The sequence below is a fragment of the Ruegeria sp. YTSA075 genome (genome assembly GCF_059610245.1).
This window is the reverse complement of sequence record NZ_JBXWNG010000007.1, coordinates 89,349-106,099: the sequence shown is the minus strand read 5'-3', so window position 1 is coordinate 106,099 and position 16,751 is coordinate 89,349. Positions and strand designations below refer to the sequence as shown.

At 57.7% G+C, this 16,751-nt stretch carries 23 protein-coding genes; 17 read left to right on the top strand and 6 right to left on the bottom strand.

The features are described 5' to 3' along the window. Window positions 1–204: 204 nt before the first annotated feature. Window positions 205–735 (bottom strand): prolyl-tRNA synthetase associated domain-containing protein, encoded by a 531-nt coding sequence (locus tag AC2FGE_RS14130; protein WP_496819852.1) that lies wholly within the window; start codon window positions 733–735, stop codon window positions 205–207. Window positions 736–824: 89 nt separating this feature from the next. Here AC2FGE_RS14130 and AC2FGE_RS14125 point away from each other — a divergent pair, with 89 nt between their 5' ends. The 13 genes from AC2FGE_RS14125 (at window position 825) to AC2FGE_RS14065 (ending at window position 8,682) form a co-directional block, all read left to right on the top strand. Continuing rightward, window positions 825–1,343, top strand: coding sequence for a hypothetical protein (locus AC2FGE_RS14125; protein WP_496819851.1), 519 nt, complete (start codon window positions 825–827; stop codon window positions 1,341–1,343). A gap of 208 nt (window positions 1,344–1,551) precedes the next feature. After that, window positions 1,552–3,054, top strand: a complete 1,503-nt coding sequence (ffh, locus tag AC2FGE_RS14120) for a signal recognition particle protein (protein WP_496819850.1) — start codon at window positions 1,552–1,554, stop codon at window positions 3,052–3,054. 1 nt (window position 3,055) lies between these two features. Next, window positions 3,056–3,568, top strand: coding sequence for a GNAT family N-acetyltransferase (locus AC2FGE_RS14115; protein WP_496819849.1), 513 nt, complete (start codon window positions 3,056–3,058; stop codon window positions 3,566–3,568). Then, entirely contained in the window at window positions 3,565–4,155 is a 591-nt protein-coding gene (locus tag AC2FGE_RS14110; protein ID WP_496819848.1) for a GNAT family N-acetyltransferase, read from the top strand. Before AC2FGE_RS14115 ends, AC2FGE_RS14110 begins: the two co-directional genes overlap by 4 nt. Beyond that, window positions 4,152–4,691 (top strand): GNAT family N-acetyltransferase, encoded by a 540-nt coding sequence (locus tag AC2FGE_RS14105; protein WP_496819847.1) that lies wholly within the window; start codon window positions 4,152–4,154, stop codon window positions 4,689–4,691. The genes AC2FGE_RS14110 and AC2FGE_RS14105 overlap by 4 nt, the downstream gene beginning before the upstream one ends. Further along, window positions 4,688–4,984 carry a chorismate mutase gene (locus AC2FGE_RS14100; RefSeq protein WP_496819845.1) on the top strand — a complete coding sequence of 99 codons (297 nt, stop codon included), beginning with the start codon at window positions 4,688–4,690 and terminating at the stop codon, window positions 4,982–4,984. Before AC2FGE_RS14105 ends, AC2FGE_RS14100 begins: the two co-directional genes overlap by 4 nt. Window positions 4,985–5,055: 71 nt before the next feature. After that, complete coding sequence (rpsP, locus tag AC2FGE_RS14095) at window positions 5,056–5,445, top strand: 30S ribosomal protein S16 (RefSeq protein WP_480826537.1); 390 nt, start codon at window positions 5,056–5,058, stop codon at window positions 5,443–5,445. Between the two features lie 13 nt (window positions 5,446–5,458). Next, window positions 5,459–6,094, top strand: coding sequence for a 5,6-dimethylbenzimidazole synthase (gene bluB / locus AC2FGE_RS14090; protein ID WP_496819844.1), 636 nt, complete (start codon window positions 5,459–5,461; stop codon window positions 6,092–6,094). Between the two features lie 3 nt (window positions 6,095–6,097). Next, window positions 6,098–6,247, top strand: a complete 150-nt coding sequence (locus AC2FGE_RS14085; RefSeq protein ID WP_496819843.1) for a hypothetical protein — start codon at window positions 6,098–6,100, stop codon at window positions 6,245–6,247. Continuing rightward, a complete protein-coding gene (gene rimM / locus AC2FGE_RS14080) occupies window positions 6,240–6,743 on the top strand; it encodes a ribosome maturation factor RimM (RefSeq protein ID WP_496819842.1) in 504 nt (167 codons plus the stop codon). The genes AC2FGE_RS14085 and rimM overlap by 8 nt, the downstream gene beginning before the upstream one ends. Further along, window positions 6,743–7,558 carry a hypothetical protein gene (locus AC2FGE_RS14075; RefSeq protein ID WP_496819841.1) on the top strand — a complete coding sequence of 272 codons (816 nt, stop codon included), beginning with the start codon at window positions 6,743–6,745 and terminating at the stop codon, window positions 7,556–7,558. Before rimM ends, AC2FGE_RS14075 begins: the two co-directional genes overlap by 1 nt. Beyond that, window positions 7,555–8,364 carry a tRNA (guanosine(37)-N1)-methyltransferase TrmD gene (gene trmD / locus AC2FGE_RS14070; RefSeq protein WP_496819840.1) on the top strand — a complete coding sequence of 270 codons (810 nt, stop codon included), beginning with the start codon at window positions 7,555–7,557 and terminating at the stop codon, window positions 8,362–8,364. Before AC2FGE_RS14075 ends, trmD begins: the two co-directional genes overlap by 4 nt. 132 nt (window positions 8,365–8,496) lie before the next feature. After that, window positions 8,497–8,682: a hypothetical protein gene (locus AC2FGE_RS14065; RefSeq protein ID WP_496819839.1), complete on the top strand. Its 186-nt coding sequence runs from the start codon at window positions 8,497–8,499 to the stop codon at window positions 8,680–8,682. On the opposite strand, the gene AC2FGE_RS14060 is transcribed toward AC2FGE_RS14065, so the two are convergent. After that, window positions 8,679–9,482 carry a glycoside hydrolase family 25 protein gene (locus AC2FGE_RS14060; protein WP_496819838.1) on the bottom strand — a complete coding sequence of 268 codons (804 nt, stop codon included), beginning with the start codon at window positions 9,480–9,482 and terminating at the stop codon, window positions 8,679–8,681. The genes AC2FGE_RS14065 and AC2FGE_RS14060 overlap by 4 nt on opposite strands. A gap of 373 nt (window positions 9,483–9,855) precedes the next feature. Here AC2FGE_RS14060 and rplS point away from each other — a divergent pair, with 373 nt between their 5' ends. From rplS to AC2FGE_RS14045, 3 genes are all read left to right on the top strand, one after another. Next, a complete protein-coding gene (gene rplS / locus AC2FGE_RS14055; protein ID WP_170531453.1) occupies window positions 9,856–10,239 on the top strand; it encodes a 50S ribosomal protein L19 in 384 nt (127 codons plus the stop codon). A gap of 11 nt (window positions 10,240–10,250) precedes the next feature. Continuing rightward, window positions 10,251–10,472, top strand: a complete 222-nt coding sequence (rpmE, locus tag AC2FGE_RS14050) for a 50S ribosomal protein L31 (RefSeq protein WP_496819837.1) — start codon at window positions 10,251–10,253, stop codon at window positions 10,470–10,472. A 268-nt stretch (window positions 10,473–10,740) separates the two neighbouring features. Continuing rightward, the gene (locus AC2FGE_RS14045) at window positions 10,741–11,550 is read left to right on the top strand and encodes a division plane positioning ATPase MipZ (RefSeq protein ID WP_496819836.1); all 810 of its coding nucleotides are present in this window, start codon (window positions 10,741–10,743) and stop codon (window positions 11,548–11,550) included. Between the two features lie 29 nt (window positions 11,551–11,579). Here the strand turns inward: AC2FGE_RS14045 and AC2FGE_RS14040 are convergent, their stop codons facing one another. From AC2FGE_RS14040 to AC2FGE_RS14025, 4 genes are all read right to left on the bottom strand, one after another. Next, window positions 11,580–12,233 (bottom strand): DUF1826 domain-containing protein, encoded by a 654-nt coding sequence (locus tag AC2FGE_RS14040; protein WP_496819835.1) that lies wholly within the window; start codon window positions 12,231–12,233, stop codon window positions 11,580–11,582. Further along, the gene (locus AC2FGE_RS14035) at window positions 12,230–13,441 is read right to left on the bottom strand and encodes a GTP-binding protein (RefSeq protein WP_496819834.1); all 1,212 of its coding nucleotides are present in this window, start codon (window positions 13,439–13,441) and stop codon (window positions 12,230–12,232) included. The genes AC2FGE_RS14040 and AC2FGE_RS14035 overlap by 4 nt, the downstream gene beginning before the upstream one ends. Window positions 13,442–13,585: 144 nt before the next feature. Continuing rightward, window positions 13,586–14,833, bottom strand: coding sequence for an adenylate/guanylate cyclase domain-containing protein (locus AC2FGE_RS14030; protein WP_496819833.1), 1,248 nt, complete (start codon window positions 14,831–14,833; stop codon window positions 13,586–13,588). Between the two features lie 48 nt (window positions 14,834–14,881). Then, a complete protein-coding gene (locus AC2FGE_RS14025; RefSeq protein ID WP_496819832.1) occupies window positions 14,882–15,334 on the bottom strand; it encodes a MarR family winged helix-turn-helix transcriptional regulator in 453 nt (150 codons plus the stop codon). A gap of 56 nt (window positions 15,335–15,390) precedes the next feature. On the opposite strand from AC2FGE_RS14025, the gene hmgA reads away from it, so the two are divergent. Next, window positions 15,391–16,746, top strand: coding sequence for a homogentisate 1,2-dioxygenase (gene hmgA, locus AC2FGE_RS14020; RefSeq protein ID WP_496819831.1), 1,356 nt, complete (start codon window positions 15,391–15,393; stop codon window positions 16,744–16,746). Window positions 16,747–16,751 lie beyond the last annotated feature (5 nt).

Here is a 16,751-nt window from a genome sequence, read left to right as displayed (position 1 = left end):
GGGATTTGTTCGAAAAAACAATGCTCATATCAACTCAACCGTACCGACCAGCCCTGTCACATCAAGTGATCCAAAGTTTTCCGTGGATAAAAGCACTTTTTATAGATCCCCCGACCTGTACCCTTTTGACGGTTACCCAGCCAAGGCCTGGATTGGCCCTGCCGCCCATGCCTCAGCCGCACTTGCGCTGGCTTTTGAGGGGGCCTAGGGCAACCAGTTCACGTTACATCCTGTCTTTTCGAAGAATGTCGTCAGATCACCACGAGAGATCGCGATGGTCCGGTCATTGACCAGCGGATGCATGTAAATGACGTCCACCTGCTGCGCCGCGCTATCCATAAAAAACCGCACATCATTCTGAACGCCGTTGATCATCGCCAGGGGGCTTACGGCACCGGGGCGGATACCAAGGTTTTGCAACAGCCGATCCGCCGATCCAAAGGACAAGCTGCCAACCCCCAACTCGGCGCCCAGCGCTTTCAGATCGATCTCGCGGCTTTGTTCCAGCGTCACCAGATAGTTCCGCTTTTTCTTGTCGCGTAGATAAAGGTTCTTGAGACGCAGCGCGTTCTCACCAGGGATCATGAACTGTTCTTCAACCGCCTTGGAGTCTTCAACGGTGCGCAGCGGGACATGCGTGTGTAGGCGATGGGCCAGCCCCCAATCATCCAGCTGCGCCAACAGCGCATCCGAGCTAACTGGTAGAGTGTCTTGAAAAGCGGAAGATGCGTCCATGGGTAACCTCCTGTCTGGCACGCTCATCGCGCAGCGCGCGGGCAAATACAAGCCACGACAGCCCTTATAATCGATGCTAGCGTGCCGCCATGAAAGTCACGCGCAACACTCCGAACCAACTGATCTTGTCCAATACGCCATGGTTCATCGGCATAACGCTGGTGTTCTTCATTTTGGCCTTTGTTGGCGTTGGCGTGTTCATGGCCAGCGAAGGCGACGAGGGTATACTCTTCGGTTTATTCTTCGCGCTATTTGGTGGCGGCATCGGGGTCGGTGCCTTCTGTGTCTTTGTCCGGCGTGTGCAGATCATTCTGGATCGCAACACGGACAGCATCCTGATCCGCAGACAGTCCGTCTTTGGCTATGAAGCTGTCGCTCACAAGCTCTCAAACCTCTCGCACGCGGAAACCGAAAGCACGACCTCACGTAGCGACAATGGGACATCGACCCTGTATCGCCCTGTCCTGATACTGGATGAAGGTATGAGCGCCGGGCGACATCCCATTGTCGAGGCCTTCTCGAACGGTCGCGGCGCCCACCAACTGGTTGATGCGGTTAACGACTGGCTTCCTGCGCGCAAGGTTGACTCTGACAGCCAATCCGCCTAAAGCCCCATCCAAACATCCGGAAGCGTTTGATCTTCCGGTCCCTTGAGTCGTTCAGGGATCGCCCCCCACCAGCGAGTTTCGCCCGTGGGGGCAATGCCATTTGGCATTACCCCCACGTCTAATTCAGTGGGAGGGGGCGTTTGTGCATTTAACCGGCGCATCCTATGTAGGGCACGCCATAAGATAACCGGCATAGGAGGCCGAAGGCATGTTTGAAAATCTATCCGAACGCCTCTCTGGCGTCTTTGACCGGCTGACGAAACAAGGCGCCCTGTCCGAAGAAGACGTGAAAACCGCCCTGCGTGAAGTCCGCGTTGCCCTGCTTGAGGCTGACGTCTCGCTGCCGGTGGCGCGTGAATTCGTCAAGAAGGTGCAGGAGCAGGCCACCGGTCAAGCAGTTACGAAATCGATCACCCCCGGCCAACAGGTCGTCAAGATCGTACACGACGCGCTGGTCGATACCCTGCGTGGCGAGGATGACCCCGGCGCGCTGAAGATCGACAACCCGCCTGCCCCGATCCTGATGGTTGGTTTGCAGGGTTCGGGTAAAACCACAACAACCGGTAAGCTCGCCAAACGCCTGAAAGAGAAAGAGGGCAAGAAGGTCCTGATGGCCTCGCTCGACGTCTATCGCCCGGCGGCGATGGACCAGCTGGCGGTGCTGGGCACGCAGGTCGGTGTCGATACGCTGCCGATCGTTCCGGGCCAGTCGCCGGTCGACATCGCCAAACGAGCCAAGCAACAGGCGACACTGGGCGGCTATGACGTCTACATGCTCGACACCGCGGGTCGTCTGCACATTGACGAAGTCCTGATGGACGAGGTCGAGCAGGTCCGCAATGTGGTTGACCCGCGCGAAACCCTGCTGGTCGTCGACGGCCTGACCGGTCAGGTCGCGGTTGAGGTGGCTGAAGAGTTCGACGCCAAGGTCGGCATCTCGGGCGTGGTTCTGACCCGGATGGACGGCGACGGGCGCGGTGGTGCAGCGCTGTCAATGCGCGCGGTCACCGGCAAGCCGATCCGCTTTGTGGGCTTAGGCGAAAAGATGGACGCGCTCGAAACCTTCGAGCCGGACAGGATCGCCGGTCGTATTCTGGGCATGGGCGACATCGTTGCTCTGGTCGAAAAAGCCCAGGAAACGATGGAGATGGAACAGACCGAGCGCATGATGAAGCGCATGGTCAAAGGTCAGTTCAACATGAACGACCTGAAAATGCAGCTGGAACAGATGATCCAGATGGGCGGCATGCAGGGCATGATGGGCATGATGCCGGGTATGGGCAAAATGGCCAAGCAGGTCGAAGAGGCGGGCATGGACGACAAGGTGCTCAAGCGCCAGATCGCCATGATCCAGTCGATGACCAAGCGCGAACGTGCCAATCCGCAGCTGCTGCAGGCCAGCCGTAAGAAACGGATTGCTGCAGGTTCGGGGATGGAGGTCAGCGACCTCAACAAACTGCTCAAAATGCACCGGCAGATGTCGGACATGATGAAGAAGATGGGCAAGATGGGCAAAGGCAAGATGCTGAAACAGGCCATGAAAGGCATGTTCGGCAAAGGCGGCCCCTCGCCCGAAGACATGGCCGCAGGCATGGACCCGAAAGCATTGGAACAAGCGGCCAAGGCGATGGGTGGCCGCGGTGGCTTGCCCGGTCTGGGCGGCGGCATGGCGCTGCCTCCAGGCCTCAGCGGATTCGGGAAGAAGAAGTAACGTGATCGTCGCTTCGGACATAACCACAGCACGTTTGCGTTTGCGCCGGCCCGACCCATCGGACTTGCCTGCATATGCGGCCTATTACATGGGTCCGCGTAGTAAATTCGTGCGGGGTCCTTATACTGAGGCCGAGTGTTTCGATAAGTTTGCGGCCGTACTTGGTCACTGGGAAATCCGTGGCTTCGGCCGCTACATCATCACTCTGGATGATCGCCCCATCGGACATGTCGGTCCGTTGAACATCGACGCAAACAAAGCGCCAGAGCTGACTTGGACACTATGGGACGGAGCCTGCGAGGGTAACGGATATGCCACCGAAGCCAGCATCGCCGTCCGCGATCACCTTTTGGGCGAGTGTCGCTGGCCACTGCTAGAAATCCTCGTACAGCCCGGCAACACACCGTCCGTGCGCGTGGCTGAACGCCTGAATGCACGCTTGACCGATGCGCCTGCGCCAGAGTGGTATCCCGGGGCGTTGACTTATCATCTGGACGCGGGGTCAATCCAATGACCTTCCGTTTTGAAGCTGCGCCAAATGCTCAGGGGGCTGAACTGGCGTCTCGCGTGGCGGGTGCCATTCCAACACTCGAAACCGGGCGTCTGGTTCTGCGCGCGCCACATTTGTCGGATTTTGACACCTACGCCCGGATCGTGGCAAGCCCGCGCGCGCGGTATTTGTCTGTCATGTCGCGTGAAGACGCTTGGTACGACTTTGCCCAGATGGTGGCCATTTGGTCCTTGCGCGGCCATGGATTGTGGTCGGTCGCGACGAAAACAGAAGGCACGCTTTTGGGGTTTGTCGTTCTGGGATTTGAACCGGAAGACCCCGAACCAGAGCTTGGCTTTATCTTCACCGAAGACGGCGAAGGCCACGGTTACGCCTTCGAGGCTGCCGCCGCAGCGCGCGATTTTGCTTTCCATCAACTCGGCTGGGATACGATCGCCAGTTTTGTCGCCAAAGGAAACGAACGCTCTCAGCGTCTTGCGGAAAGACTTGGCGCTTTCTTTGAACGCGAAATAGTCGAAGAAGACGGCGTAACGTTGGTGTATCGCCACAGTACAACCGATGACGACGGCGGGATGGAGGCCTACGTATGACGACCTTCACCATCCCAACCATTGAGACCGACCGCCTGATCCTGCGCGCGCCGCATCTGGATGATCTGCCCGCGATCACCGCTTTCTTTACCACCGAACGTAGCCACATGGTAGGCGGGCCACGAAACGAGATGGACTCGTGGAGATCTCTGGCCGGGCGTCTTGGTCATTGGGCGCTTCACGGCTATGGCGGCTGGCACATTACCGAACGATCCACCGGCCAATTTGCCGGTTGGGTTGGCATGATGAACGCACCGGGTTGGGCCGAACCCGAACTCGGCTGGGTATTGATGTCCGACTCTGAAGGAAAAGGACTGGCCTTCGAAGCGACACTCGCCGCGCGCGACTACGCAGCGCGACATCAGGGTCTGAACGGTGTGATCAGCTATATCGCTCACACCAATGATCGTTCGCGCGCATTGGCGGAACGGCTTGGGGCCACATTGGAAACTGAACGCGCCGAGCTTCTGGGCAAGCACGCTCAAATCTGGCGCCACCCGCAGATTGACCTGACCACCGAAAGGACCGGCCAATGACCAACCCCGTGACACAGGCTGCCACGCTGTTGAAAGAGCATCGCGAAAGCATCGACCGGCTGGACGCGATCCTTGTCTACACGCTGGGCGAGCGGTTCAAGCACACACAGGCCGTTGGCAAGCTCAAGGCCGCACACGACCTTCCCCCGTCCGATCCCACGCGCGAAGCTGCGCAGATCGCACGGTTAGAAGACCTGGCGAAAGAGGCCGATCTGGACCCCGATTTCGCCAAGGCTTTCCTGAATTTCATCATTCAGGAAGTCATCCGACACCACCGGAAACATCAAGAATGAACCTCCGGCTCAACAAGCACCAGAATTGACCGGGCAATTCCCGGCACACGCCATCTAAAGGAGATACCACCATGGCAATGAAAATTCGTCTCGCCCGCGGCGGCTCGAAAAAGCGTCCCTTCTACCGCATCGTGGCTGCTGACAGCCGCATGCCGCGCGACGGCCGTTTCATCGAGAAGCTGGGCACCTACAACCCGCTGCTGCCGAAAGACAGCGAAGAGCGCGTGAAAATGAACATGGAGCGCATCCAGTACTGGCTGGATCAGGGCGCACAGCCCACCGACCGGATCGCACGTATGCTGGAAGCAGCCGGCACCCGCGACAAGGCCGAGCGCAACAACCCCAACAAAGGGGCTCCGGGCAAGAAAGCTCAGGAACGCGCGGAAGAGAAAGCAGCCAAGGCCGCTGAAGCAGCCGAAGCTGCGGCTGCACCTGCTGAAGAAGCAGCTGCAGAAGAGTAAGCAGGCGATTGCTGTGCGGGATCAGACTTTCACCGACGATTTTCGCACGCAGTTCGATCTGTTGATGCGGCTCCGGCGCGATGTGCGTCGGTTCCGCACTGACGCAATTGACGAGGCAGTGCTGACGCGCTGTCTCGACGCGTTTCGGCTGGCGCCCTCTGTGGGGCTCAGTGAGCCCTGGCGCGTCATCCGCGTCGAAAGCCAAGCCGCACGCGATGCGGCATTTAAAAATTTCCAAGCCGCAAACGCCGAGGCCCTGAAAGGCTATTCGGGCGAAAAAGCGCAACTTTACAGCCAATTGAAACTGTCAGGTATGCAAGAGGCCCCGGTGCAATTGGCGGTGTTCTGCGATGACAGCACCGATAAGGGGCTTGGTCTGGGGGCTGAGTCCATGCCCGAGATGCGACGCTATTCCGTCGTCTCAGCGATTACCCTGTTCTGGCTGACCCTGCGCAGCTATGGGCTTGGGCTGGGCTGGGTTTCCATTCTGGATCCCGACCGGCTGAGCCGCGACCTTAACGTATCAAACGCCTGGCGCCTGATCGGGTATTTCTGCATCGGCTGGCCGGAAGAACCCTCGGACACGCCGGAACTGGAACGGGCGGGCTGGGAATGCAGGGACGATGCTCTTGCCATCGAGGTACGATAGCTGATGTTTGGATTGTTACGCCTTCCCATCCTGCTGGTGATCGCCTTTATTGTCGGTGTGTTCTTTGAACGCAGCAATCAACGCGAAGCCTGCGAGGGTCTGGGAGAGTGGAAGAGCGGCATATGCGTAACTCCGGGTGGTGCAAATGAGTGATCTAATCTGTGTCGGCACCATCGCGGGCTCTTACGGAGTACGCGGCGAAGTACGGCTGAAAAGCTTTTGCGCCGAACCATCGGATATTGAGACCTATTCCCCCCTGACTGACGAGGCTGGCAAAAAACGCTATCCTCTGGTTTTGACCCGCACCATCAAGAACGGGTTTGCTGCACGATTGGGCGGAGTGGAAACCAAGGAACAGGCAGATGACCTGAAAGGCCTGCGCCTGTTTGCGCGCCGCGATCAATTGCCATCTTTGCCGGATGACGAGTTTTACCACGCCGACCTGATCGGACTTGAGGTTTTTGACACCGGCGGCACCCTGCTGGGACAGGTGAAATCCGTTCAGAACCATGGTGCAGCCGACCTGTTAGAACTGCATGGGCCGGGACTGAAATCAACTGTCCTGCTGCCCTTCACGCTTGAGGCGGTGCCGACAGTCGATCTGGAGAAGGGCCGCATCGTTGCAGACCCGCCCGAGGGGCTGATCTGATGCGGCGCGTTTTGCTGCATCTTGGGCTGCACAAAACCGGCACCACAGCGGCGCAATCCTTTCTCTATGAAAATCGCGAGCTGATCTGGCCGCATTTCTCATTGGTCCTGCCCTACAAAACGCGGAAATCGGGCCTGGCAAATGCGGCGACGCGCCATTCGGTCTATAGGCTGGACGACACGCTGGCCACATTCGGCAGCAAGATGAACACGTTTTTAGGACAGATCGATTTCGGCACGCGCCGGGGTTTGATCATCAGCGAGGAGAACTTTGGCGGCTTGCGGCCAAGCCGAAATCGCGCCGAAGGCTATGCTGCCACGCCCGAGCTTGCGTCGACATTGGTGGGCACCATTCGCCGCCAACTGATCGGGGACGAGGTCGACATCACCATTTATCTGTCGCTACGCGAACGCTCTGAATGGCTGCGCAGCCTTTGGGCTCATGATTTACAGCGCCGACGCTTGGTTGAGGATTTCGATGCGTTTTGCGCGGCGCTGGATCACCTTCCAGATTTGCCGAGCGTCGCCGACAGAATTCAGGAACGACTGCCCGAAGTGCATGTGCAGACAAGATGGCTAGAGGATTTACAAGAAACCCGCTTTGGCCCCGGCACCCCGTTTGCAGAGTATTTAGGGCTGCCGCAAGACAATGCATCCAAGCTTGTACCGCCGTCAAAATCCAATACCAGTCTGCCGCAGGAGGCGCTGATCGAATTGTTAGCGCTCAATCGATCCTCGTTGGACGACACAGCGCTGGTTGCGCAAAAGAAAGCCCTTGTCAAAAGCGTCCGGCGCGCGTTGGCGGATCAGACATGACCGATACACCAAGCAAATCCCACGGGCGCAAAGCCATCCGCCCCACCCTGAAACCGCGTGAGTTGATGACGCCCACACCAGATTTACATGGGGTGTGGAAGGCCAAGATCATAACATTGTTCCCGGCGGCATTTCCCGGTGTCTTGGGTGAAAGCCTAACGGGCAAGGCCTTGCAAGAGGGGCTGTGGCAGTTGGAAACCGTAGACTTGCGACAGTTCGGTATCGGCAAACATCGCAACGTCGATGACACACCCGCAGGGGGAGGGGCGGGTATGGTTCTGCGTGCAGACGTGTTAGGCGACGCCATCGAGCACTCGATGGCGGGTATTCAAGGCAACTGGCCGCTGATCTACCTTAGCCCGCGCGGTCGCCGGATGGATCAGAAGATGATGCAAAATCTGGCGCGTTGCGATGGGATGACGTTGCTATGCGGTCGGTTTGAAGGTGTCGATGAGCGGGTGCTGGAGCATTACGGAGTACAAGAGGTCTCGCTGGGTGATTTCGTGATGACCGGGGGAGAGATTGCGGCGCAGGCATTGATCGACGCCACAGTGCGATTGATCCCCGGCGTTCTGGGCAATCAGGCCTCGACTGAAGAAGAGAGCTTTTCCTCGGGCCTGCTCGAACACCCGCAATACACCCGCCCCGCCGAATGGAAGGGCCGCCCGATCCCGGAGATCCTGATGTCCGGCCACCACGGCCGCATTGCCGAATGGCGACGTCAGATGGCCGAACAGATTACCCGTGAACGCCGTCCGGATATCTGGAAGGACTACGTTGGGAATACGGGCAAAAACTCTGATTGATCCTTGCCCATTGTGGCCTCAAAGCATCAGCCACCAGCGAAACATTCCATTCTGTTTGCGGTTGAGGATTCTGCGGTTTAGTCGCGCTTAGAGGTTGTAGGATCAATCCTGGCTTACAGATCACAAGACGCGTTGCGTGATCAAGGTGAAATCGACCAGGTTGATCGTTGCCTGGCGAAGCGCGGCTTTGAGCGTCGCAAACTGGATCAAGGTGAACGGTTGTGGTTGCGCGACTCGTATGGTGAAGAACGCGAGCGCCGCTTGGATCACCTCGTTGCTGGTGGCACGATCGAGACCTATGGCACAGCTAACCCCTAGGAACCTGCCGCTTTCCATTGCGACCAGACCTCAGGCGAGCTGTGAAAGACGTTGATATCCACTTTGCCCTGAACACCCGGCACCAATCCGGTGCCGGTGTATTGCCAGAACCGCCAAACCGCCCGCGGATAGACCTTGCTCGGGTGCCCTGCGACCGACCTTAGCCAGAAATCCGTCTTGGGCAGGCGTCCGATCTGAGTGTCTTCATAAAAATCCACGGTGGTATAGACGATGGGCCTTCGGCCATAGTGGCGTTCAAGGATATCCAGAAAGCGCTGCGCCTCGGCCCGGACAGTACGGCCATCGGGGCGTATGGTGCAGGTTTTTGAATGGGGCGTCCATTCCATATCCAGCACATGCGGCAGGTCTGCACCTTTGGGCACGTTCTGAATGAACCAGCCCGCCTGTTCCCGAGCAGACCGGCAGAAATAGTAATAGTGGTACGCCCCCCAGGGCACGCCTGCCGCCTGCGCGCCCCGGCGATGATCCTGAAACAGCGGGTCTGCAACGTCACCGCCTTCGGTCGCTTTGAGGAAGGCAAAGCTGACGCCCGATGCTTTGGCCTGACGCCAATCAATCGGCCCCTGCCAGCGGGACACATCCAGCCCATGCACTGGATAAAGCCCGGGATGCCGCCCCTCCCAATCATGCGGGTCAGCGTCACCGAAATCCGGATAGATCACCGATGGGGCCGTTCGATCTACGCCAGGCACCTGTTCAACAACCTGGGGCGGCGGCCCCTGTCGCCCGCATGAGATCACAGTAAGGCCCACAAGTGCCAGCAAAACGGGTAACCGCATGACATCGTCCTGTTTTTGAAATATCTGCTCGTTGAATTGAAGCCAGAATGCCTGAACCACCCGCCAAGGCAACGGGGCAGTTGCAAAGTGGCGAAATCTTACCGGTGCCGCCCACAATTTAGGCTTGATCCCTGCCCGCAAACCCCCTAAAGCAGCGCAATCCGGTGCCGCGAGACGCGACTCCGGTGTTTTGGTTTGTTGTCTGACGTGACGCCTGGCTTTCTTCGGCCCCGGCGCGACAGGGACGGACCAGGCATAAGGAACATTCGATCTGACCTCTGGCGGGCTGTTCGCAGGACCCGGTGAAGACCAAGAGCTCTCAGCCCGTGCCCAAACTTCGTGGACCAACCACGAGCAGATAGGAGTAAATGCGATGGACCTGATCGCACAGCTAGAGGCGGAACAGATTGCCGCCCTGGGGAAAGACATCCCCGATTTCAAAGCCGGAGACACCATCCGTGTCGGCTATAAGGTGACCGAAGGGTCGCGCACCCGTGTGCAGAACTACGAAGGCGTCTGCATCGCGCGCAAGGGCGGCGAAGGGATCGCCGGTTCGTTCACCGTTCGCAAAATCTCGTTTGGCGAAGGCGTGGAGCGTGTGTTCCCCCTGCATTCGACCAATATCGACAGCATCACCGTTGTCCGCCGTGGCCGCGTCCGTCGCGCCAAACTGTACTACCTGCGTACCCGTCGCGGTAAATCCGCACGTATCGCAGAAGTTACCAACTACAAGCCCAAGGCTGGCGCCGAGGCGTAAGGAGCGGAAAGATGAAAAAAGACATCCATCCCGATTATCACGTCATCAACGTCAAAATGACCGATGGCTCTGTGGTTCAGATGAAATCCACCTGGGGCGCCGAAGGCGACCAGCTGGCTCTGGAAATCGATCCGTCCTCGCACCCTGCCTGGACCGGTGGCACCTCGCGCCTGCTGGACGCCGGTGGCCGTGTATCGAAGTTCAAGAAGAAATACGAAGGTCTGGGCTTCTAAGCTTGACCCAACTTGCATGCGAAAGGCCACCCTATTCGGGGTGGCCTTTTTCGTTCATGGCTTTGCGTCAAATCCGATAGAGCGATGAATCAGCCGCACTGGCTTTGCAAGCACCCCACGTTAACCCGCGACGGGTGTTGAGTTTTCCAAAATTGTCTTGGATATCGCCACAAACCACGGTCAGAGGTTCTTTTCATCCCCTCAGACACAACATATAGTGGGTTCCAACAACGTGTAGACAAGCACGGCGGGACTTGGGAATACAAGCATGGCACATATCATTGTAGTCGGGAATGAAAAGGGCGGCGCCGGGAAATCGACCGTCTCGATGCACGTGGCGACGGCATTGGCTCGCCTGGGCAACAAGGTCAGTACTTTGGATCTGGACCTGCGCCAGCGCAGCCTTGGCCGCTATTTTGAGAACCGCAGCAACTTTCTCAAAGGAGCCGAGCTGACGCTGCCCAGCCCGCTCCACCACGACCTGCCCGAGATCGACGCAAGCACCCTGAAACCGGGTGAGAATATCTATGATCACCGCCTGTCGGCAGCCGTGGCCGAGTTGGAAAGCGACAGTGACTTCATTCTGATCGACTGCCCCGGATCGCACACGCGGCTCAGCCAGGTGGCACATTCGCTGGCAGATACTTTGATCACCCCGCTGAACGACAGCTTTATCGATTTTGACCTGCTGGCGCGCATCGATTCAAAGGGTGAAAAGATTCTGGGGCCTTCAGTCTATTCCGAGATGGTCTGGAACGCGCGTCAGCTGCGGGCACAGGCCGGTCTTAAACCTATCGACTGGGTGGTCGTACGCAACCGGGTTGGTACCCAGCGCATGGTCAACAAGGAAAAGATGCAACGCGCGATCGAGATGCTGTCGCAGCGCATCGGCTTTCGCGTTGCCTCGGGCTTTTCGGAACGTGTGATATTCCGCGAGTTGTTTCCCCGCGGGCTGACCTTACTGGACCTCAAGGACATCGGGGTTAAACAGCTGAACATCTCGAACATTGCCGCCCGGCAAGAGCTGCGCGACATGATGCGCGAGCTGAACCTGCCGGGCGTGGAAATCGATTTCTGATCGCTCGGCGCCCAAACACGGGCAGCCTTTCAGTGATACAGAACCGGATCAGTTTCATCCGCCGGATCAACAATTGGGTCAAGAACCAGCAGCAACCGTGTTTCGCCCGTGCCCTCAATCGGTGGTGATCGATGCAGAAGGCCTGATTTCGGTGTCTCTGGCCAACGGGTTCCGCGCAGCAGGATTGGCGATCCGGTCGGAACAGTGAACACGCGGCTCGGATCTTCTCCGTTGGAGGAGATTCCATATTGCGTTCCCGTCCCACGGTATGTGCAAACAAGCCGGGCCGTGACAGCGTCAATGTGGAACCGTCGACAGGCATTGGTCGCCACAACATCCAGACGCAACCGCACCCAGGTTGCCTGCATCACATCGGCAAACAACACCGAAAGCGCGGCAACATCGTCGATCAGGCGGTCCCGTTCGATGCACTCCGGCGTGCCCAAGCTTTGACAAATCTTGCCCATTGCATCACGCACCGCGTCCGGTCGAAGGATCATGCGCGCTTTGGGCAGTACTTCTGGTTCAAGCGCATTCAGCCAGTCCTGGAAATGGGTCAAGGGAGCCCTGCGCCAGATCGCAGCAGCACAGCCGGGATGATGAATCGCGCTCAGACCCTCGGGGGTTGAGAAGACGCCAACACCTATGGGCGCGTCCTTCACTACCTCCCGGACAAAGCTCATGCAGCCGCCTCGGCGCGCCGCCACAGCGGGAAGGGATCGGGAAGATCCGGCAGGTCTTCGACACGGGCCGCAGCCATCGCAGGCAGCAACGCTGCATCCAGCCGCGCTTTGAGCGTCGGCCAGTCGATACCGCTGCCGATAAACACGATCTCTTGCCGGCGATCGCCCCATGGCTCCTGCCAATGGGCCTGTATATAGGCCCGAGCGCTTTCGTGATCCGGGCGGCGATCCTCGGGAACCGTTGCCCACCAGGTGCCCAGTGGTTGAACCGAGGACAACGCGCCCGCCAGCGAGAACTCGGCCACCCAATCCGGGCGCGTGGCGATCCAGAAATGCCCTTTGGCACGGATCACGCCAGGCAAGTCACCGTTCAGTACCTCAAGGATTTTCTCGGGCACGAAGGGTAGCCGAGCACGATAGACAAAGCTGGTAACGCCATATTCTTCGGTTTCCGGCACGTGATCCGCAAACCCATAGAGTTCTTTGGCCCACATTGGATGCTCATGTGCCTTTTCAAAATCGAACATCCCAGTATCGAGAATGGCATCAGCCGCGACATCGGAATGGTTCGTTTCGATAATTTTTGCGTCCGCGTTCAGGCTGCGAATGATCTTACACGCCGCATCCACACGCTCAGGCCCTGCATCGTCAATCTTATTCAGGATCACCACATCCGCAAACTCGATCTGGTCGGTCAGCAAATGTACCAGAGTACGCTCATCTTCTTCGCCCATTGTCTCACCACGATCGTTCAGGAAATCGTGGCTGGAATAGTCCTGGAGCAGGTTCACCGCGTCGACCACAGTGACCATAGTGTCCAGCCGTGATACGTCGGACAGGCTTTGCCCAAACTCATCGCGGAAATCGAATGTAGCTGCGACAGGCAAAGGTTCGGAAATTCCGGTCGACTCGATCAACAAATAGTCAAACCGGCCTTCACCGGCCAAACGGCGAACTTCGTCCAACAGGTCGTCACGCAGCGTGCAGCAGATGCAACCGTTTGACATCTCAACCAGCGTCTCATCAGTGCGCGACAGTTCGGTGTCGGCACGCACCAGATCGGCGTCGATGTTCACTTCGGACATGTCATTGACGATCACCGCCACCCGGCGGCCATCGCGATTGTTCAGAACACGATTCAACAGCGTGGTTTTACCGGCGCCGAGAAAACCTGAAAGAACTGTTACGGGAAGCCGGGTATCGGTCATAGCATGCTACCTGTTCTGTTACATCTGGGTTGTTTGGTGCGTCAGACCGAACCGGTCCGGGGCGCGCCGAGCATAGCTATTTTGTTATGTAATTACATTATTAATGGCAAGGGGTCTTTTTCTGCAACCGCCCCAAGGCCTGTATCAGCTGATCGGGTTGTAGACGGTAAACAGCTCTTTCGGCTCATTAACGCCACGCAGCATGTATCGCCCGACCGAGATCAGTTCGGGCTCACACGGATCGGCCGCGCGTGCAACGTCGTCTGATACGAGGATTCTCTGACCCAGAGATTTATGCATCCCCGCAATCCGCGCGGCCTGATTTACCGCTGGACCAATCACTGTAAAATCCAATCGGGCTTCCGATCCGATATTGCCATACAAAATCTCGCCCGAATGCAGGGCCAGCGTGTAGTTTGATACCGGTAGCCCTTTGGCCTCGCGCCGCGTATTGAGCTCTTGCATCCGCTTTTGCAGCAGGGGTATCGCCGATAGTGCAGCGCGGGCATCAGCGTCAATTTCACCGACATCGAACATGGCCATCAGCCCGTCGCCCATGAACTTGAGGATGTTTCCACCGCAATCGTGAACCACACTAACTGCGACCGCCAAATAGTCATTCAGCATTTCGATGATCTGATCTCCGGGCAGATCCTCGGACATATTGGTGAACCCCTCCAGATCGAAGGTCCAGATCACCGCATCAATCTGCTGCAAAGACCCGCGTCGTATTTCGCCGGACAACACCCGATCGCCGGCATCACGCCCAAGATAGACCCGCATCAGATCCTTTGACATCACCTGGTTCTTCGCAGATTTCAGCGCCAACCCAAGATGCGGCAAAACCGCATTGATCCGCGCCAAGTCACCATCTTCGAAACCCGTTGGCGCATCGCTGGTCCAAGACATCAGCACCCCGTCGCTGACCTTGTCGGGCCCTGTGTGACGCACCTGTTCGGATAGATCGAAAGGGATGCCAGTGGCGTAGTAATCAGTCGCACCTTCCTCTCGCAGCTCATTCAGCAGCGGAAATCGGCTTGGTTCATTTTGATCCACCAGTTTGACACGAATATCGTCCAAATCTTCGTTCAGCAAAGCATACAGGGGGCTGCGCAACCATTGCTCGCTTGGTGTATCCGTGTTCTCGAACTTCTCCGATGTTCCGCCACTGGTCCGGTACCAACTGTACCCAAAGCCGCCATAGGCCGGGTGCAGGGTCGACTGTGCCGCATGGAACCGCATCAAAGGGATACCCTGATCCACCAAAGTGGAACAAAACCCTTCCAGCAATTCTTCTTGTCCGGCACCTTCCAGTCCTTTCCGGACCAACCAATCAATCAGGTCGAAAAATGCAGGCGGAAGGCGGTCAGAAGGCATCATTTGAACGTCCATGTAAATTCTTTGCAACAAATGGGGACGGATGCACCGTTCTACCAGAGGTTACTCGAAACCGGCCAGCCGTCTTAGCATTTTTCGCAGGATCGCAATTTCATCGGTATCGAACTGACCAGCCAGTTTGGCATCATGTTGCACAGCAATATCCCGCAACTCACGATAGGTCGCCTCACCCATTGGTGTCAGCGTCAGCCATTCCACGCGCCCGTCGCGATCATCCCGGGTTCGTTTCAAAAAGCGCCGATTCTCCAGTTGCTGAACCGCGCGGCTGATTTTGGTTTTATGTGTCTTTGCCCGATGCCCGATCTGTTTCGCGGTCATTGTGCCAAACAAACCCAGATGAAACAGCACCCGCCATTCGGTGCGCAGCATCCCATAGCGATCTTTGTAGACCTTCTGAAAACTGATCGAGGCGGATTCTGCCGCCTGGTTCAACAGGAACGGCAGAAAGTTCTGAAGGTCGAAACCGTCAGTGTCGGAGGTTTTATCGTTTCTCATGCTTGTTAGTTACAAAAACAACTATTATCCGACAAGCACCAAACGGAGGAACCACAATGAATCGTCCGGTAGAACCGCACAGTCTGACACAGGCCAGCACGCCCGTTGGAACCCATTCCGGCTATATGCCGGGCTTTGGCAACGATTTCGAAACCGAGGCGCTGCCTGGTGCCCTGCCCCAGGGCATGAACAGCCCGCAGCGCTGCAACTATGGTCTTTATGGCGAACAGCTGAGCGGCACCGCCTTTACCGCAAACCCGCCTGAACGAACCTGGTGCTATCGCATTCGCCCCTCGGTCAAACACTCGCACCGGTATGAAAAGACTGACCTGCCGTATTGGAAATCAGCCCCCTGTATCGATCCGGATGTGATCTCTTTGGGCCAGTACCGCTGGGACCCGGTTCCACACGCTGACGGTGGCCTGACCTGGCTAACCGGTATGCGTACCATGACCACGGCCGGGGATGTGAATACGCAGGTGGGAATGGCCAGCCACATCTATCTGGCTACGGAGTCGATGGTTGATGACTATTTCTTCTCGGCCGATTCCGAGCTGTTGGTCGTGCCACAGGAAGGCCGGCTGAGATTCACCACCGAGCTTGGTATCATCGATCTGGAGCCCAAGGAAATCGCCATCCTGCCGCGCGGGCTGCTGTATCGTGTCGAAGTACTGGAAGGCCCGGCACGCGGATTTGTGTGCGAGAATTACGGGCAGAAGTTCGAACTGCCGGGCCGTGGCCCGATCGGGGCCAACTGCATGGCCAACCCCCGCGACTTCAAAGCCCCGGTTGCCGCGTTTGAAGACCGCGAAGTGCCCTCGACCGTAACCATCAAGTGGTGCGGGCAATTCCACACCACTAAGATCGGTCACAGCCCGCTGGATGTGGTTGCATGGCACGGCAACTATGCACCGTACAAATATGATCTGCGCACCTACTGCCCGGTTGGGGCCATCCTGTTCGACCACCCGGACCCGTCGATCTTTACCGTCCTGACAGCGCCTTCGGGCCAACCCGGCACGGCCAATATCGACTTTGTCCTGTTCCGCGAACGCTGGATGGTGGCAGAGGATACATTCCGCCCGCCCTGGTATCACAAGAACATCATGTCTGAGCTGATGGGCAACATCTACGGCCAGTACGATGCGAAGCCACAGGGCTTTGTTCCCGGCGGGATGAGCCTGCACAACATGATGATCCCGCACGGACCGGATCGCGAGGCGTTCGAAAATGCCTCGAACGCCAATCTTGGGCCGGATAAGCTGGACCGAACGATGTCATTCATGTTCGAAACGCGCTTCCCGCAGCACCTGACCGAGTTTGCAGCCACTGAAGCACCTTTGCAGGATGACTACATCGATTGCTGGACTTCGCTGGAAAAGAAATTCGACGGAACACCGGGTAAGAAATAACACAG